Raw genomic sequence first — 18,234 nt, 5'->3', positions numbered from 1 at the left:
CTAGTAACGGATTTACATACATGTGATTTAAAAGTGTGTGAATGGTTCATACTAAAAGAAAAAAGTGAGTTACGTGTTTACAAAATTGTAAAATAATGCTGTTGTTTATGTAAATTTCAATTCTTTTAAGGAACTTTTTACTATAATGCACTTAATCATAGACTACTATTTTGAATGAGGTGAAAACTTGGAAATCGCTATTTTAATCCCTTGTTATAATGAAGCGTTGACAATTGGAAATGTGATTGATGACTTCAAGCATGAGCTTCCTAAAGCTAAGATTTATATTTACGACAATAATTCTAGAGATGATACAGCAATAATTGCAAAAGCACATGGTGCAATTGTTCGCAGAGAAAATCGTCAAGGTAAAGGATTCGTTGTCAGGAGTATGTTTCGCGATATAGATGCTGATTGTTATGTAATGGTTGATGGGGATCATACCTATCCTGCTCCTTTTGTACATCAATTGATCAAACCGATTGAAAGTAATGAAGCGAGTATGGTAATTGGTGATCGGCTCTCTAATGGATCTTATACGAAGGAAAATAAACGTAAATTTCATAACTTTGGTAATTCATTAGTTCGAAGATGTATTAACCTTCTATATAAAAGTGATGTACATGACATTATGACTGGTTATCGTGCATTTAACCGATTGTTTGTTAAATCAATGCCCGTTATGAGTCCTGGCTTTGAAATCGAGACGGAAATGTCATTACATGCGTTAGATAAACGTTTTCCAATCAAGGAAATTCCTATTGATTATCGAGACCGTCCAGATGGAAGTGAGTCGAAATTGAATACACTTGGTGATGGATTCAAAGTCCTCATCAAGATTTTTTCATTATTTAAGGAGTATCGGCCATTTCTATTCTTTGGGCTATTTTCCTTTCTGTTTTTAGTATTAGGTTTACTAGTTGGCCTACCTGTTATCCTAGAGTTCATCCAGACAAGCTATATTACGAAAGTACCTTCTGCTATTCTAGCGACTGGATTAATTACAATAGCGATGCTGACCTTTTCTTGCGGCTTAATATTAGATACAGTCATTTCATCCAATAAGAAAAATTATGAATTGGAGTTAAATCGAATCATAGAAAGTTGTGAGGGGTATCAAAATGAGTAGTAAAACAGCCTTTCTGCTTCTTTTTATAAGTATTTGTAGCACGGTATCTATTGTTTCACTCAAACAATCTTTCACACATACGAATTGGTACATTTCTTTATTCATCGGTTTACTATTTGTTGCTTTTTATTACTATTTAGCACGGCTGATTCATAAGAAGCGACACATGTTTTTTAACCTGGTTTCTCAACCAGTTATTTTTTTGATAATCGTACTCTTTTCTCTTGCAGTGACGTTTAGTTTTAAAGGATCGCTCGAACACTTAACAGACAACAGCTGGTTTACGCAGCTTTTCGTCTATCTTGGCGGTTTCTTCACGATAGTAGTGATCATTTACACAGTGACTTATTTAATCTTAAACGCAACTATCACCATGAAACCAACTTCTATTTCAAAAAGACAACTTTTTTACTATGCAATACCCTGTACGATCGTATGGATACTATGCTTACTGGCTTTCTTTCCAGGCGCAATGACACCTGACTCCTTATCGCATTGGCGTCAAATCCATACGCTGGAGTTTAGTAATTGGCATCCGGTTTTATATACTTGGTTTATGTTAGTACTAACGTCAATTTGGCATTCTCCTGCCATTGTGGTAATTGGGCAAAGTATTATTCTAGCGCTCATATTTGGATATGGCATGTATAGCCTTAATCGCTATGGATTACATAAGCGTATCACATGGACGATAACAATTATTTTCGCATTATCACCGGTTAATAGTGGTTTTGTGTTAATGCTTTGGAAAGACGTACTCTATAGCGCTTGTTTATTTTTACTAACCATTGTATTATTTCGGATTGTATTATCTGAGGGCGCGTGGCTAAAAAGGTGGCCAAATCTATTACTTTTAGCCAGTGCCATGCTAGGTGTGTTGTTTATTCGTAATAACGGATTTCCGATCATTATCTTGTTGGGAGTTTGTCTATTAAGTAGTTACCGCTTTTATTTTAAGCGTGTGCTATTTTTACTTGCTAGCGTATTTGCTTTCTTTTATCTTGTAACTGGTCCTTTATATGATTATTTAGAGGTGATACCCGCAAATGCAAATGAAGCGATGGGGATTCCAACACAACAGATTGCACATGTGATCACATCTGATGGAGAATTGAGCCAAGAACAAGAAGCCTATTTTAATCGAATCTTACCAATTGAACAGTGGAAATCACTTTATAACCCTTATAGAACTGATCCACTTAAATTTGCTGCTGATTTTAATTCGGAGGTAATCACGTCGGATAACGGTACATTCTTAAAGAACTGGGTAGCTGTCGTCTATCAGAATCCTATTCTAGCAATTGAGGCATTTGCTAAACAAACATCTCTTGTTTGGCAAATCAATCAACCAGATAATGGGTATACAGATATCTTTACTACAACGATTTATCAACCAAATGAGTATGGATTAGAAACGCAATCGATTAGCCCATGGTTACAAACAAATATTTCAAGATGGTATAGTTTTTCACAAGCGCATATGAAAGAAATAATCTGGCGGCCTGCTGTTTATACGTTCGCTATTATCTTATTAAGTTTTGTCAGTTCTATTAAACTAGGATGGCGGGTATGGCTCATCGCCCTGCCTGTATTATTGAATACGGCTACGATATATGCAGGCCTTCCTGCCCAAGACTTTCGCTATCTATATTCGAATACACTAGTTGTTTATATGTTATTAATGTTAGCTTTTTTGGTGGATGATCGGAGTGTTGTAGATGAATAAAATGAGCCAATCACTTCAAGACAATAAAATTGGTATCATGATTATGACGCTAGCTTCCCTATTTACTGCTACTGGACAATTATTTTGGAAGCTAGCGGACGGCGCTATTAATAGCGCTCTATTCGCTGGTTTTCTTTTATATTTCATTGGTGCCGTTTGTATGATTGTCGCCTTTCGTTATGGAAGCTTGTCTGTCATTCATCCTTTATTAAGTCTTGGATATGTTGTCGCTTTATTCTTTGGTTGGTTTTTCTTAAATGAAATGCTTACTCCTACCCATCTTCTTGGAACGTTATGTATTATAGTTGGCGCAATTTTGATTGGTGGTGGAGATCATTAACTGGTTACCACTTATATTGTTGTTTACTTTGTTCGGTGCAGTTGGCGGATTATTTTTTAAAAAGGCCGGCCAAAATGGATTGAATTGGAATAAGGGCTTATTTATTTATCTTTGTTTAGGTGGATGCTTTTATGGAATCGGTGCACTTCTGAACATATATGTCTTACAACACGTTGCCTATACGATCCTCTTCCCATTAACATCCATCACCTATGTGTGGACATTCTTACTTGCTGCCATCTTTCTTAAAGAGAAAATAACTCTGCAAAAAGTTGGCGGTATTAGCCTGATTATTATCGGATCGCTGTTGCTTATCTAATGTATTTATAGAGGAACTTAGTTAATAATTGTGTTGGAGTGATTGTAAGTAAAGTTATTTTGTGATCTATCTCTAATTGAATCGGGTGTTAATCTGGTTATTCTGGCGATATCTGGTCGGATCGGGCGATCAGCTTTCCACTCCTCCACATCACACAAAAAAAGGTAGCTCCTACTAGTTTGGGAGCTACCTTTTTTATCATATATTATTTAACTAGTCTTTACTTTCTTCTTTTTAGACTTACCTTGCATTTTTTTCGTTAAATCATCAAATAATGTGTAAATAACCGGAATTAACAATAAGGTAAAGATACTTGATACTGTTAGTCCAAAGATAACGACAATTGCCATTGGTGCTTGCATTTCTGCACCTTCACCTAGCCCCATTGCTAATGGAACCATCGCTAAGATTGTTGTTAAGGTAGTCATAAGGATTGGTCGCATCCTGCTGACACCCGCTTCTATAATCGCTTCATATCTTCCCATACCACGCCCTCGCAGTATGTTGATATAATCGACAAGCACAATCGCGTTGTTAACGACAATACCGGCGAGCATGATCACCCCGATAAAGGCTGTAATACTTAGTGGTGTATTGGTAATAAACAATCCACCTATTACGCCTACTACAGTTGCTGGCATGGAGAACATAATGACAAATGGGAATAAGAAGTTCTCAAATTGAATTGCCATTACTGCATAGACTAAGAAAATCGATAATACAAGTGCTAAAGCTAGATCAGAGAATGCTTCTAACATATCCTCTGCTTGCCCACCAATCGTATACGTATAATCTTCCGGTAAATTCATGTTACTTAGTTTTGTTTCAATTGCTGCAGATACGGTACCTAAGTCGCTACCTGACACGCCGGTCGTTATGTTAACTTGGGCCTGTTGGTTTTCTCTTGTTAGTGATGCCGCTGCTTGTGTTTGTTCAAATGTTGCAATTGTTTCTAACGGAATTTGTGATCCCTGTTGATTTAAAATTAACAATGTTTCAAGATCACTAATCGTGTCCTGCGATTCTTCTGGATACGTAATTCGTACATCCATTTCATCGCCATCTTCTCGATATTGCATAACCGTTTGACCAGTGAAGCTTAACTGCACTTGCGTCATCACTTCTTGTTCGGTCAGTCCATATTGCGCTGCTACTTCATTATCTACAGTGATATTCAACTGTGACTGTGTTTCAGATACAGAAGTAGTTGGATTATGCACGCCATCAATCGTAGCGATCTCTGTTAACACTTGGTCAGCCAATTCTTGTAAGACCTCATGCTCTGGACCATTCAATTGGACCTGGATCGGATCACCAGCACTAATTGCTGCGCCCACTTCACTTACTGTAATATCGGCACCAACAATACCTTCTAGATTATTGCTAATGGCCTGTGAGACTTCTTCTGTTGATTGATCACGATCATCTACACCTACTAATTGGATCGTGTATGATGCTTGATTCGCACTTCCGCCCATCAATCCATTACCAGATCCACCAATCGATACATAACTAACATCAATTACATTTTGAAATTCTGCTAACCTTTCATTGACTTGGTCCGTAACTTCTTTTGTTTTTTCTTCTGTTGTTCCTACTGGCGTTTCAACATTAACAGTTAATTGTCCTTGATCACCTTCTGGAATAAACTCCGTTCCAATAAAAGGTGTTAAAGCTAAACTTGCGATAATTAAGAACAAACTCGTAAAGATTGTCGTTTTTCTGAATTTCATTACTTTCCGTAGTGCACGTTCATATCCTTTATTAAATCGATTTAGTAATTGATCAAACCAATAACGTCGACCATTATCTTCCATTGCCTTCGTTAATAATTTAGATGAAAGCATCGGAATTAAAGTAATCGAAACAACTAACGATGCGATTAAAGAGAATGCAACCGTCATTGCGAGTGGTGCAAATAATTCTGAAGCTATTCCTTCAACGAATACAATTGGTAAGAATACGACTAATGTTGTTGTCGTAGAGGCAATAACAGCTGGTGCAAGTTCTGAGGCACCTTTTTTCGCTGCATCCACCATACTATATCCTTTTTGCCGATAGGAAATAATATTCTCCAATATAACAATTGAACTATCGACCATCATCCCGAGTCCGAGTGCTAAACCACCCATTGTTAGAACATTTAACGTTCCACCTGTAAAATATAATAAGGTAAATGTTGCGACAATTGCGATTGGGATCGAAACACCAACAACAAGCGTTGCCCGAAAACTTTTCAAGAAAAGTAATAAGATAAGCAAGGCGAATATTCCACCTATTACCATATTTTGAATAACGGACGAAATAGATTGTTTAATAAATGTTGATGTATCTAAAACAACATCTAATTCTACATCACCTGTAAGTGTTTCATTTAATTCATCTATACTAGACAAAATGTTATTGGACACGTCGACTGTATTACCGTCTGATTGTTTCATAACGGATAAGACAACAGATTCTTCTCCATTTACTAACGTTGTACCTGAATCAGCAAATGTATCGATAACCGTTGCAACATCTTCTACGTGTATCGTTGCACCTTGTGCCGTTTGTAATATTGTTTCGCTTATATCATCGATTGACGTGTACTCCGCATCAATTCGAATTTGTAAATCCTTATCACCTTTTGCTACAGTACCTGCAGAACCTGATTGATTCACTTGACTCAGTGTTTGCATAATCTGTTGTGGTGACAGGCCGTACTCTGTTAATTTAGCTTGATCCAGTTCAAGTCTTATCTCACGTTCTTGACCACCTTCAACTGATACAGAAGCCACACCAGCTTGACGTTCAAACTGTGGTACTACTTGATCTTCTGCAATACTTTGTAGTTGCGCAAGACTATCGCCAGATATACCAACTTGGATGATTGGTAATTGGTTTGGATTAAAGCGTAATACACTTGGCTCCCCTGCACTTTCTGGAAGGAAACCTTTTACTTGGTCAACACTTTCTCTTACCTCCAGGAGTGCATTATCTAAATCTGTCCCTGTATCAAACATCATAACCACAAGTGCTGACCCTGTTTGCGATTGTGTTTGAATCGATTGAATCCCCTGAATGGAACCTAAGGCAGATTCTATCGGCTGACTAACTTGTTTTTCAACTTCTTCTGGTGCAGCATCTGGATAGTTCACTGCTACTACCGCTATAGGTAAGTCAATTTCCGGAAGCAAATCGATTGCTAGATTACGTACCGAAATAATCCCTAGTGCGATAATCGCAAGAACAATCATCACTACACCGACTGGTCTTTTGACGGATTGATCTACTAACTTCACGATTCACTTCCCCCGTTTGCTACTTTTATTTTACTACCATCTGAAAGGGTTAACTGACCGCTAGTTACGATTTCATTTCCTTCTTCCAGTTCTGCTTCAATTGCAGTCACATCTGTTTCTGTTTTAGTAACTGTAACTAATACTTTTCTTACTGTATCATCCTCTACAAGAAAGACAAATGATTCATCTCCCTCTTCGATTAATGAAGCAGTAGGAATTAAAAGCGTATCTTCCATTCGTTCTTCGGTTAATGTAAGAACTGCTACCATACCTGCTATCCATTGGTTATCCTCATTTTCAAGCATTAATTCAACAGGGAATAAACCTGATTCATTCGGTAATGACGGGATGTAGTCAACAGTTGCGACAGATGATTCTTCATCACCAGTAAATTGTATTGCAACTTCTTCATCCTTTTTGAAAAGTTCTAGATTCGCCGCTGTAACATCAACTTGAATTTTAAGTTGTTCTAGATCAGCAATCACTGCGACTGGATCTGTATTTGAAACCATTGCGCCTTCTGTAGCTGTAAGACTTGTTACCTCTCCATCACTTTGTGCGACAATTTCAAATGATTGTCCCGTTTCAGCACCAATGATGGTCATAATTACATCGTCTTCTTCTACTTGATCACCATTTGAAACATCAAGACTGTCTACTTCACCAGCCATTGGTGCCATTACTGGCGTTGTTTGTGTAGGTGTTGAACGTCCGTAAAAATTCTTATCAATTGTTAAATCCCCACTCGTGATTTCACCAACCTCTACTGTTGTTACACTTTCTTCTGTTTCTTCTGACTCTGCATCATTTTCTGAACAAGCTGCTAATATGAATAGCAATGCAAGTAATGGTATCCAAATCTTCTTCATTTACTGGTCCCCCTCATTCTTTTTTATATCTATTGTGGTTACCGATACATGTAATGCATCAGCTATTTCTTTACTTATTTGTTGCAAAGATGGTATGGCGTAAAATTGTGTCAACATACCTTGTACGATTAGTTCATTCTTATTCTCTTTTTGTAATTCATCATGTATCACACTAACCGCTTCACGTAACTGTGTTTTTTTATCACTTTCTAGACTTGAATCATTAATTCGACTACTTAATTGATCGATAAGTAATTGGACACTTTCATTATTTACTTTATTTTCTTTTATAAAATCATAGGAAAGCTGCTCAAGAGTAATTTGTGGTTTGGCATTCGAACTTACCATTCCAATAATCATATCATCTAAGCGATCAACAACGAATTGCGCAAGGTTACTCGTATCAAGATGTAAATTATGTAAGACGATTGATTTAAAGTATCCTTGTATAATACCGTCTAATTGAATTGATATATCGACAATATACACATCTGCTTTGTCACCGTAAATCTCCTTAACACTTTTCTGAATCCACTCAAAACCTTGCTTATTTAGTTTAATGACCATTTCGTCAATTTTATTACCAACTTGTAGGTTATCCCGGAATTGCATAATCACATACTCTTTATGATTTGTTATTAAGTCAAAAAACATTTTCAACTGCTCGACAAGTTTTGTTTTCCCATCCTTGTCTTGCTGGTGAATTTTTTCTACCTTTTCCATTACCATGGAAGTGTAGTAGTCAAATATTGCAATGGTCAGTTCTTCTTTTGAATGAAAGTATAAATAAAAAGCTCCTTTTGACACCTCACTTTTCTTTGCTATTTCTTGAATTGAAGTTGCATGAAAACCCTTTTCTGCAAATAACTTCATACTTTCTTCAATAATTCGTTTTTTCTTTTCATTCACTATTCTCACCTGGTTCTATTTTTATTTACGAATAAGGTTTCAAAAGGTTTCATTTCTGAATGACCAGTCAGTCATTCAGATTTACACTATAGCATAAAAATGAAACACGATGCAATTATTTCGCTTCTTGCACTATACTTTTTATATCTATGATTGCAAAAAAGGAACTTGGCTGTAATCCCAAGTCCCTCTTTTGCTGTTGTTATTATTCTTGTTCTTTTTGCTCTTCTTCTCCATTTTCCATTGTATCTTCATTACCAGCATCGTCTGCGTCATCTGTATCTTGATCGATTTCAGCATCGCCTTCTTCTGTTCCCGTTCCTGTGTCGGTTTCAGTTTCTGTTTGATCTTGATTTTCTTCCGTGGCTGGATCTTCGGTCATATCTTCTTCCATTTCTTCACCTGTGTCATCCATCTCTTCTTCCATTTCATCAACTGGTGCTTCCACGTCATCCTCTTCATCTTGCGCACAACCTACCAGCATTGTGAATGCAAACATTGGGATTAAAAATTTCATTGCATGTTTTTTCATCATCTATTATTCCCTCCTTAGAAAAATTATTTTCACGTGTAGTTTTCCCATATTCACAGAAAAATTCCTACTATTTTAAAATAATTTAAAGAAGTGGTGTAAAATTACTGAATGGCAAACATGATTTCAGCTTCACAAGCAAGTTCACCGTCAACTGTTGCGATTGCTTTGCCTTTTCCAATTGGTCCTTTTAAGCGTGTAATTTCCACTTCAAGTCGTAATTGATCGCCTGGTTTCACTTGACGTTTAAAGCGACATTTATCAATTCCTGCAAGAAAGCCAATTTTACCTTCGTTTCCTTCTTTTTTAAGCATTGCAACTGCACCTGCTTGTGCTAATGCTTCAACAATCAAAACACCTGGCATTACTGGGTATTCTGGAAAGTGTCCTTGGAAAAATGGTTCGTTGATTGTGACATTTTTTTTTGCAACGACGCGCTTTCCTTCTTCCAATTCGATTACTTCGTCTATTAGTAAAAATGGATAGCGGTGCGGAATCGTTTCTTTTATTTGTTGGATATCTAACATAATATCTTCATCTCCTTGATTCTCTTTAAGTTATCTTCAAAAACTTTGTTAATTATAAACGTATTAGCTGGAAAATGCGATGTACGGGAAGCTTCTTACCCGCTACGTCAGCAAATGGATTCCCTTTCCGTGGGCACAGCCTCAGCTAACTTGGTAAAGAAAAAACCTTTACCAAGTGGATCTTCGGCTTGTGCTGTTCCCACTGGAGTGTCATCCAATTGCTTCCTTCGCTTGATAGCGTATCTTTGCTGCATACAGATTTCATTTTTGTCTAACTCGAGTGTAACTACATTTAATAAAGCAATTTAACCCTTACTTATTATTAAGGTATACTAAATTAGCGTATCAAGTGAAATTGGCGAGACTCCTGCAGGAACAGCACGGTCTGAAGATCCAATTCTTAAAGCGCTCTCTGCTTTAAGAATTTAGCTGAAGACGTGCCTGCGGAAAGGGAGCCGATTTCACTTGAGAAGCGGGGCAGGAAAGTTTGTTATGTCAGTGTTAATAAATCCCCAGAAAACTGTTGTTTTTGAATTATTCTATACAAATAAAAAGCTAATCGGTCTTATGAGACGCGATCAACTTTCACCTGTAACAATATCTAAAATATGTTGCCATGTTTCAAATTCTAAGACATCTAGTGCATTACCGTCTCCAAGTACACTAAACCCAACAATTAAGCCAATAATAAGCGCCAAAAAAGAGAGCAGAAAGACAACGATAATACGGAGCCAAATAGGAAAGATACGACGAATTGGTTTTTTATTTAGCTTTTTCTCAGTTCGTCGTTGCTTTCGTTTTTCTTTTCTACTGTTATTCTTTTTTTCTTCTTGTGTTATTTCCTTTGATTCAGGCTGCATACTTGGTGACTCCTTCAATCTTTAGTCTGTTTTAACGTATCTGATTAATTAATCCACTCATTTGATCACTCATCGAGATTGTTCTAGAGTTAAATTGATAGGCACGTTGTGTTTGCATCATTTCAGTCATCTGTGTTGCTAAATCAACATTTGAACTTTCTAACGCACCACTCTGAACTTCTATCTCATTAAACGCTACACCCTGAATGATGTCACCTGCAACATATGCTTCATCAGTGATATCTGGTAAGCGAAAAAGATTATTACCTGCTGATTCTAAAAATTGTGGTCTAATTGCTTCCACAATCGCCAGCTGGCCTTCATTTTGTGCGATACCATTTCGAGTGACTTGAATCGCTCCATTTTCAGTAATAGAAACATTTTCTGCTCCATCAGCTATTTGTATCGGACCATTCTCACCAATAACAGGATGACCATCAGCTGTTGTTAGCATTAATTGACCATCTTCCATTGGATTAAGATATAACGTTCCATCTCGTGTATAACGCGTTTCCGTTGTACCATTTTCGGTTACATCAACCTGTAGTAGTTGATTATCTTGTAACAACGCAATATCAAGGCCACGATCTGTTTGTTTTATCGAACCTAATGCTAAATTCACATTGGTAGATCCGAGTTTTGCACCTGAACCTAAGCGAATGCCATCAGGAGTTACACGTCCTACTGCATTCGCTTCTTCATCACTTAAGTTATCAATTTGCTGAAATAATAAAGAAGAGAATTCAGCTGAACGATTTTTGTATCCAGTTGTATCGACATTTGCAAGATTATGACCAACAAGATCTAACTTACTTTGAAGCTGTCCCATTGTTACAGCAGCTTGCACAGACATACGATTCACACTTGGTTCCCCCTTCACGACGAACATGATACTACTAACTTCGTTTTATGTTAATCGAGCGATTTGATTTACTGCTTTATCCATACTTTGATCATATGCTTGTAATACTTTTTGATTCGTTTCAAACGAACGATAAGCTTGCATCATATCAGTCATCGATTGAACAGCATCAACGTTTGAGTTTTCTAGGTATTCCTGTTGAATAGAAAATGTTGTATTAGCATTACCTCGAGCATTCTCGATTGCAACACCATCTTCTCCTACTGCAAAAAGATCTTCATCATCTTTTACCATGCCATTTACATTCGGAGTATAACCAATTGCTAAGGGAATCGCCTGCTCACCAACTTGTATGATGCCATCCGCTGATACAGTAAATGTCTGACCATCCGTCTCAATTGGATTTCCAGCGTTATCTAAAACGTAATATCCTTGATTCGTTGTTAAAAACCCTTCACCATCGACAGTAAAATTACCATTTCGAGTATAGCGTTCTTCACCATCCGCATTTTGCACAGTAAAGAAGAGACCTCCATCTTCGTCTGGTAAAGCACCATTAATCAATGCCATATCTGTTGCAGTGCCGGTTTCCTTTAAACTACCTTCTGTGTAATCAGGAATTACTTCCTGTACATAGGCACCCGTGTTAATTGATCCAATTGTATTTTTTATTGGAAACCCCAATTGACCACTGGACGTTTTAGTAGAACCTGACTCCATGCGTTGAATTAATAATTCAGGAAAAGACCGAATCGTTGCTTGATCCTGTTTGTAACCTGGTGTTTGTGCATTTGCGATGTTGTTAGCTAATGTATCTTGTCTGCGTTGCTGTGCCATCATGCCACTTGCCGCAGTATAATAACCTCTTAACAAAGTACGATTCCCCCTCTCTTAGCTTGAACCATTTTCTATTCATTACAGAATGAGCGATTCATTTAGTTAAACTTATTTTAGCATAAAATCGACAAATTGTGCGCTATTTTAATTAAAGTTATTGCGTAACTAGACAGTAAATACTACAACTATGTAATTGTATCTAGTTTCTAACAATTTTCGCAATGAAGATAGCTTAAATAATTTTTCGTTTTTCTATTTTATCAATATTCTCAAGCATGATGCCAGTCCCTTTTGCTACACAATTCATTGGCTCATCTGCTAAGATAACTGGTACTTTTAATTCTTCTGCCAATAATTGATCAATTCCGTGTAAGAGTGCGCCACCACCAGTTAAAATGATGCCACGATCAATAATATCTGCGGATAATTCAGGCGGTGTCCGTTCTAATACGGTTTTACATGCTTGAACAATCAATGCTACTGATTCATGTAAAGCCTCTTCGATCTCTCCAGAATTTATACTGATTGTGCGTGGTAAGCCATTAACCATATCGCGACCGCGAATATCCATCGACTCATTACGCGCACCTTTAAATACTGTTGCGACATTCACTTTAATATCTTCAGATGTACGTTCACCAATTAATAATTTATACTTTCGTTTTACATAATTTAAAATTTCCCCGTCAAATTTGTCCCCAGCCATCTTAATTGATTCCGAGGTTACGATATCACCCATGGAAAGAACCGCAACATCTGTTGTTCCTCCACCAATGTCTACTACCATGTTTCCGCTCGGTTGAAAAATATCCATCCCAGCACCAATTGCAGCAACTTTTGGCTCTTCTTCTAGATAGATGCGTTTCCCACCAGATTTTTCAGCCGCTTCTTTAATTGCCTTTTGTTCCACTTTAGTAATATTAGTAGGACAACAAATTAACATCCGTGGTTTAGATAAAAAACCGCGCACGTTAATTTTATTTATAAAAAATTTTAACATTGCTTCTGTTACATCAAAGTCAGCAATGACACCGTCTTTAAGTGGTCTGATTGCTTCAATATTTCCAGGAGTACGACCTACCATTCGGTGTGCAGCCTCTCCAACCTCTAAGACACGTCCTGTTGTACGATCCATCGCAACAACTGATGGTTCGTCAAGGACAATCCCTTTTCCTTTTACATGTATTAAAACGTTTGCCGTTCCAAGGTCAATCCCGATATCCCTAGAAAACATTCTTAGATCCTCCCTGCTAGTAGTGTTACATTTTTTCCGTATGATTGTGCTACTTCTAATTATATATAATATCATACATATACTGGATTAGTTAATCATTTTTCAGAAGAAGTTGGTTTTAATTGTATATTTTGCAACAAATGATAGAATTTTTATTAGTTTGTACGAATTTCGATTGATCATACCTTACTTCAGCTCTAGAAAATGGATTGTATTATTAAGAATTCGGGAGGATCATGTGGTTATTGGACTGATTTCATTGTAGGCTCTGTTGGTTTAGGTGGTGTAACTTGATACTTCATCTTTGTCGCTTCTCCACCACGGAGATGTCTGATCGCTTTATGGTGGTCAAGGATATTTTTAACTTCATTTGCTAATTCAGGATTTATTTCCGGTAATCGTTCTGTTAAATCTTTATGGACTGTACTTTTTGAAACACCAAATTCTTTTGCGATAACACGCACCGTCTTTCTAGTCTCTACAATGTGTTTTCCAATACGAACCGTTCTCTCTTTGATGTAATCATGCACATCACTAGCCTCCTCGTGTTGTCTGTCCAAGGTGTGAATGAGACAAGGTGATAGTTGATGTCCTGTTTACTATTTCTCTGATTTGTTTTTCAAAAGTAGGAGTTTTGGTTTGCGCTACATGATCACCTTAGACTTGCTTGGTTTGTATCAGTTTATTAGTTAATCTTTTTGATTATGATTAAAATTTAACAATACAGTTGAAGGACAACCCATGCTTTTCAAATATGACATAAAAAAGGCTGTTCTTCATCTAGCATGAAGAACAACCTTAAACATTAACCCGTATCTCCGTGTCCAGGATCAGCCATCATATTGACGACGGGAGACGGTATATCTATTTCTATTTCTTTAGTAAGCGTTACATCTGGTTGAATAATCTGGATGCTTGAAATAAGAAAAAATGTTAACAAAATAGATAACAGATTTTTTTTCAAGCTACTGACCTCCTCCCCGATTATAAATTTTGTAATGCGTGTAGAGGTAACCGTGCGAAAAAGTAATCGCTTCTTTTTTCTATAAAATCATTATAGGAACTAATCAGCAGTTTTCTGTCTTGATGTGCTAGTCCAAGATAATATTTTATAAAGGGGGTTACCTGTGTAACTGGCTCTAACAAACCTTGTGCTTTTATCAGATTACCCCTGGCTATTTCTAGATGTGCTTGTTCACTGTTATTTGGTGATGCCACATTATCTGTTTGCTGAAAATGCGCACAGATAAAAGGGTAATTTTGATTGCGAATCATATTTAGTAATCGGTTATCTTGAAATTCCTCAGCCATTAACCTCGCTTGATTTAAGTGATACATACAAGCGTTAAAATCATCAAATATATAGGTTAGGCTTAAATTCACATGTAAATGTGCCTTCTGTTTTTTATTATACATCTTATTCAATAAGCGAAAGCCATACTTTCTTGCTAAGATGACCTCATTACTTTTCCAATAATAAACAAAGAAGAGTTGATCCAAATTAATATGAGCTAGCGAAATCAAAACATGATTATCTAATTTAAGTAATAGGCCTTGTAATTCTTCTAACAAGGCGTTAAAACTTCCATAATCAAACATATCAAAATTTGTACTGAGCAATGTTTGCTTGATGATAAATTGTAAATTTGTGTCTTCTGTTTTAAATTTTTGTAGTTTTTTTAAAATTTCATGATGGGGTATACTGCGAAAACGTCTGGCAAGAACCAGTTCATAAACAGCAGCCCATTTGTGGTTGATCTGATTTTTACTTTTTTTATTTTTATCTATTAAGAATTGTGTTTCTTCATAGAATCCATTCGTGTATAAAAAATGCATGCCGATCCGCCAATCGACTTCATTTTTTGTGATTAGACAATATTCACATGTTTTTTGAATAGTAGTATCTTCTTCATTTTCCATACTAGCGACCGTAATGAATTGTTCTAAGTTAGTTATTTCATCCATTTTTATAACGGTATTTTTCTCGTCTTCCCTGTGGAGAGAGTAATCTTGTTTCATAAACACTCCTCCTCCCAAAATCAACCATCATTTATTATTATTTCATAAATTCAATATTATTCAACCCCTAAAATATACAATCGTTCGACATTTTCCTACAAGTATTGAAAACTAGTGATCAAGATATGATTTAAGTCTATGATTTAAATCGATATTTTCTTCTTATATATTTCTAATATTCTACTTCACTCAACTTTTGCAGAGTGAAACAGGCATTTTAATCTTGGTATAACCAGGAAGTCTCGCAATCCAAATTTGAAGTTGACTTTGTGCTCGCGTCGCATACAATAAATTACTTTAGACACGCTACGCAAGCAAATGGTCTCCCTTAGCAGAGATTTTAAGTCGCAGTTGATAGATGATATTTCGCAATAAACGTCAATCTTTTAGAAAGCAGGTTTTATTAAGGATTATCAAGTACTGTAAAGAGGGTTGCGTACTTTACTAATCTGTATAATAAAAAAAGCATGAAGGATAATCCCTCACGCTTCTTTTCTATTACACTTATGTGTTTGTTGTTGCTCTAGAAGATTCTTGTTCCTCTGTTGATTGCTCTTCATCTGGAACAGGAGTTTCATCACTTTCTGCTTCATCTGGATCTTCTGTTTCTTCAGCCGATTCCTCTGATGATTCCTCTTCACTTGGAGCTTTAATATCTGATAATGGTTTGTTCAAGTATATTTCTGGGTCCACTGCTACGTTGTCTTTGCGAATTTCAAAGTGAACATGTGTCCCACTTGCTTGCCCATATACGTTTTGACCTGCAGTTGCTACACTCTCACCTTGTTCAATCTTTTGTCCCGCTTTTACTGTTACATCTTGTAAACTTGCATAATACGTAGAAACACCGTTCTCGTGCTCCATCTCTAGTACATAACCTAACAATGGATCTTCTTTGACTTCTGTAACTTCACCACTTAATGCTGCAGTTACTGAAAATGTTTCATCTGAAGCTGATGCAATGTCTATACCTTTACTTTGGTAGTATTTATTGTTGTATAGAACGAGTGCTTGTTCTTGCTCTTCAGATGTTTTACCGAAATCATAGAATTTTGTTACAATGTCAGTTTGACTGTCTTCTGCTACTGGCATTTTAACGGTTTCTGATTGGCTTACAACAGTATCTGAATCTTGTTCATAGTCTAATGGATTCCCACTAGAATTTCCGAGATTCGTCTCTGTATTATCTGTTGCCTCTGGAATCTGGTTATCTAAATTTTGATACCATAGAACACCAGTTAACAAAAATGCAGCAACTGTTAAATATACAGCAGGGAAAAACCATTTCTTCTTGAAGATACGTTTCCAACTTTGTTTTGAAACGTTATTATTATCTTCTTTCATTTTACATCACCTCAGGAACCATTCTGATCAGAAACAGGAAATAATATACATCGTTTAGCAATTTTTTAATTAATACGATGATATATCCTTCGAAACCTCTTCTAATTCAGCTAAGTTCTTGACTAACAGAAAAAACTATCCTTATTATAAGGATCAATTCTTTACTACTAGAGTAGGTGTTGCATCTTCTATTCTTTCTATCTCTGTTCCTTGATAATAATAGGTTACAATATCCTGATAATTCTTCCCGTCCTTAGCCATACCGTTGGCGCCATATTGACTCATTCCAATTCCATGACCATACCCTTTCGTTGTAAAAATAAGATGATCATTTTTTTGTTCTATGTCAAAATCACTTGATCTTAAGTCTAATGCTTCTCGTATATCTCTTCCTGTAAAAGTTTGTCCCGCGATTTCCACCGTTTCAACCCGATTACTCTCTGTCCTTATCATGTTAAAGGCAGTACTTGCTTGTGATAGTGTCACACCTAACGCTTCTTCTACTTGATTAATTGGAATAATCTTTTGGTCCAGAAATTTTGGCGAATCTTGATCCCATGGACTAGCCACACTTTTTAAATATGGCAAGGCATTCTCCCAGTAATCTTCGGAATTTTCTGTGTAACCATTACTAGTAGAAAAAAAGGCTGGTGTAATAGGTTGTTCCTCATAGGTCAAAATTTCTCCTACTGTACCTGCCACCGCTTGTTTTATTTTGCTTATTTTCCAACTGTAGTCACTTCCCCAAACTTTCCTGAGCTCCTCGTCGTTCTTATAAACCTGGTGTTGTATGGTATCCGTAACATTTGCGGCATCATCTTTGACATGTGCCAGATAATTCACAATGTATGTTCTTGCTGCAAGTGCTTGTGCTTTTAATGCTTCCAGTTCAAATTCAGCAGGCATCTCAGAAGCAACTACTCGTGTAACATAATCCTCCAATAATACCTTTTCTATTTGATCTGTTTCTGATCGCATTACTTCAACCGTAAATGCTGAGTCCTCAGAAGACAATGTGACAGTCTCTGCTGTCTCTGCTGTCTTTTCTGTCGTCTTCTCAGTAGATGTCTTCACTTTTGTTGATGTGCCTGTATGAGGCGCTACGATTAAAGCAGGAACGAGTAATATAATGGTTAACAACAGTCCTATTAGTAACATACTGCAAGACTTCCAATACACGTGTCCCTTTTTGTTTTTATGATACGGATGCATATACGTCCTCCCTTTACCAAACATCATCTTCGTTTCTACTAATTACTCTATACATAAAATTAAGATAGTAGAACGAGAAATTTAGTTTGATACGAGCAAATATGTTAAAACCGCATCATCTGATTTCCAGAGATATCTACGCAACCTTCGCAGAGTAAAATTTTCAAATAAGCATTGGTAAACTTTAAAAGTGACGCAATCTAATAATCTGACATACCGCTCTGGAAATAT

The 18,234-nt window shown here is 36.6% G+C and carries 18 protein-coding genes; 4 read left to right on the top strand and 14 right to left on the bottom strand.

Annotated elements, in window-relative coordinates:
* Positions 1-187 precede the first annotated feature (187 nt).
* Genes D2K60_RS02680 through D2K60_RS02665 form a run of 4 tightly spaced genes read left to right on the top strand, consistent with a single transcriptional unit; the run spans position 188 to position 3,514 of the window.
* Entirely contained in the window at positions 188-1,129 is a 942-nt protein-coding gene (locus D2K60_RS02680; RefSeq protein ID WP_117168443.1) for a glycosyltransferase family 2 protein, read from the top strand.
* The gene (locus D2K60_RS02675; protein ID WP_117168442.1) at positions 1,122-2,855 is read left to right on the top strand and encodes a DUF6020 family protein; all 1,734 of its coding nucleotides are present in this window, start codon (positions 1,122-1,124) and stop codon (positions 2,853-2,855) included. Before D2K60_RS02680 ends, D2K60_RS02675 begins: the two co-directional genes overlap by 8 nt.
* Positions 2,848-3,195 carry an EamA family transporter gene (locus D2K60_RS02670; protein WP_117168441.1) on the top strand — a complete coding sequence of 116 codons (348 nt, stop codon included), beginning with the start codon at positions 2,848-2,850 and terminating at the stop codon, positions 3,193-3,195. The genes D2K60_RS02675 and D2K60_RS02670 overlap by 8 nt, the downstream gene beginning before the upstream one ends.
* Positions 3,179-3,514: an EamA family transporter gene (locus D2K60_RS02665; protein WP_240335220.1), complete on the top strand. Its 336-nt coding sequence runs from the start codon at positions 3,179-3,181 to the stop codon at positions 3,512-3,514. Before D2K60_RS02670 ends, D2K60_RS02665 begins: the two co-directional genes overlap by 17 nt.
* A 209-nt stretch (positions 3,515-3,723) precedes the next feature.
* On the opposite strand, the gene D2K60_RS02660 is transcribed toward D2K60_RS02665, so the two are convergent.
* The 14 genes from D2K60_RS02660 to spoIID form a co-directional block, all read right to left on the bottom strand.
* Positions 3,724-6,798, bottom strand: a complete 3,075-nt coding sequence (locus D2K60_RS02660) for an efflux RND transporter permease subunit (protein ID WP_117168439.1) — start codon at positions 6,796-6,798, stop codon at positions 3,724-3,726.
* On the bottom strand, positions 6,795-7,667 hold the full coding sequence (locus D2K60_RS02655; RefSeq protein WP_117168438.1) for an efflux RND transporter periplasmic adaptor subunit: 873 nt from the start codon (positions 7,665-7,667) through the stop codon (positions 6,795-6,797). The genes D2K60_RS02660 and D2K60_RS02655 overlap by 4 nt, the downstream gene beginning before the upstream one ends.
* Complete coding sequence (locus D2K60_RS02650) at positions 7,668-8,576, bottom strand: TetR/AcrR family transcriptional regulator (RefSeq protein WP_117168437.1); 909 nt, start codon at positions 8,574-8,576, stop codon at positions 7,668-7,670.
* A 205-nt stretch (positions 8,577-8,781) separates the two neighbouring features.
* Entirely contained in the window at positions 8,782-9,111 is a 330-nt protein-coding gene (locus D2K60_RS02645) for a hypothetical protein (RefSeq protein ID WP_117168436.1), read from the bottom strand.
* Between the two features lie 101 nt (positions 9,112-9,212).
* A complete protein-coding gene (fabZ, locus tag D2K60_RS02640; protein ID WP_117168435.1) occupies positions 9,213-9,635 on the bottom strand; it encodes a 3-hydroxyacyl-ACP dehydratase FabZ in 423 nt (140 codons plus the stop codon).
* Between the two features lie 578 nt (positions 9,636-10,213).
* Positions 10,214-10,495: a DNA-directed RNA polymerase subunit beta gene (locus D2K60_RS02635; protein WP_117168434.1), complete on the bottom strand. Its 282-nt coding sequence runs from the start codon at positions 10,493-10,495 to the stop codon at positions 10,214-10,216.
* A gap of 31 nt (positions 10,496-10,526) precedes the next feature.
* Positions 10,527-11,357 (bottom strand): flagellar hook-basal body protein, encoded by an 831-nt coding sequence (locus D2K60_RS02630; protein WP_117168433.1) that lies wholly within the window; start codon positions 11,355-11,357, stop codon positions 10,527-10,529.
* Between the two features lie 45 nt (positions 11,358-11,402).
* Entirely contained in the window at positions 11,403-12,230 is an 828-nt protein-coding gene (locus tag D2K60_RS02625; protein WP_117168432.1) for a flagellar hook-basal body protein, read from the bottom strand.
* A gap of 196 nt (positions 12,231-12,426) precedes the next feature.
* Positions 12,427-13,428 carry a rod shape-determining protein gene (gene mreB / locus D2K60_RS02620; RefSeq protein ID WP_117168431.1) on the bottom strand — a complete coding sequence of 334 codons (1,002 nt, stop codon included), beginning with the start codon at positions 13,426-13,428 and terminating at the stop codon, positions 12,427-12,429.
* A 242-nt stretch (positions 13,429-13,670) separates the two neighbouring features.
* Entirely contained in the window at positions 13,671-13,958 is a 288-nt protein-coding gene (gene spoIIID / locus D2K60_RS02615) for a sporulation transcriptional regulator SpoIIID (protein ID WP_117168430.1), read from the bottom strand.
* Positions 13,959-14,233: 275 nt separating this feature from the next.
* On the bottom strand, positions 14,234-14,392 hold the full coding sequence (locus D2K60_RS20535; RefSeq protein WP_162880670.1) for a hypothetical protein: 159 nt from the start codon (positions 14,390-14,392) through the stop codon (positions 14,234-14,236).
* Positions 14,393-14,412: 20 nt separating this feature from the next.
* Complete coding sequence (locus tag D2K60_RS02610; protein WP_117168429.1) at positions 14,413-15,447, bottom strand: AimR family lysis-lysogeny pheromone receptor; 1,035 nt, start codon at positions 15,445-15,447, stop codon at positions 14,413-14,415.
* 504 nt (positions 15,448-15,951) lie between these two features.
* On the bottom strand, positions 15,952-16,791 hold the full coding sequence (locus D2K60_RS02605; RefSeq protein ID WP_117168428.1) for a stage II sporulation protein SpoIIQ: 840 nt from the start codon (positions 16,789-16,791) through the stop codon (positions 15,952-15,954).
* Between the two features lie 153 nt (positions 16,792-16,944).
* On the bottom strand, positions 16,945-18,003 hold the full coding sequence (spoIID, locus tag D2K60_RS02600) for a stage II sporulation protein D (protein ID WP_240335219.1): 1,059 nt from the start codon (positions 18,001-18,003) through the stop codon (positions 16,945-16,947).
* Between the last annotated feature and the right edge of the window lie 231 nt (positions 18,004-18,234).

It is taken from the genome of Paraliobacillus sediminis (assembly GCF_003426055.1).
Note: the sequence above shows the minus strand (reverse complement) of the source record. Positions and strands in the feature narration are given on the sequence as shown.

Coding starts and splice junctions, on each gene's coding strand:
- D2K60_RS02675 (WP_117168442.1), top strand. CDS start 1,122: ATGAGTAGTAAAACAGCCTTTCTGCTTCTTTTTATAAGTATTTGTAGC.
- D2K60_RS02670 (WP_117168441.1), top strand. CDS start 2,848: ATGAATAAAATGAGCCAATCACTTCAAGACAATAAAATTGGTATCATG.
- D2K60_RS02655 (WP_117168438.1), bottom strand. CDS start 7,667: ATGAAGAAGATTTGGATACCATTACTTGCATTGCTATTCATATTAGCA.
- D2K60_RS02645 (WP_117168436.1), bottom strand. CDS start 9,111: ATGATGAAAAAACATGCAATGAAATTTTTAATCCCAATGTTTGCATTC.
- fabZ (WP_117168435.1), bottom strand. CDS start 9,635: ATGTTAGATATCCAACAAATAAAAGAAACGATTCCGCACCGCTATCCA.
- D2K60_RS02635 (WP_117168434.1), bottom strand. CDS start 10,495: ATGCAGCCTGAATCAAAGGAAATAACACAAGAAGAAAAAAAGAATAAC.
- mreB (WP_117168431.1), bottom strand. CDS start 13,428: ATGTTTTCTAGGGATATCGGGATTGACCTTGGAACGGCAAACGTTTTA.
- D2K60_RS02610 (WP_117168429.1), bottom strand. CDS start 15,447: ATGAAACAAGATTACTCTCTCCACAGGGAAGACGAGAAAAATACCGTT.
- D2K60_RS02605 (WP_117168428.1), bottom strand. CDS start 16,791: ATGAAAGAAGATAATAATAACGTTTCAAAACAAAGTTGGAAACGTATC.
- spoIID (WP_240335219.1), bottom strand. CDS start 18,003: ATGCATCCGTATCATAAAAACAAAAAGGGACACGTGTATTGGAAGTCT.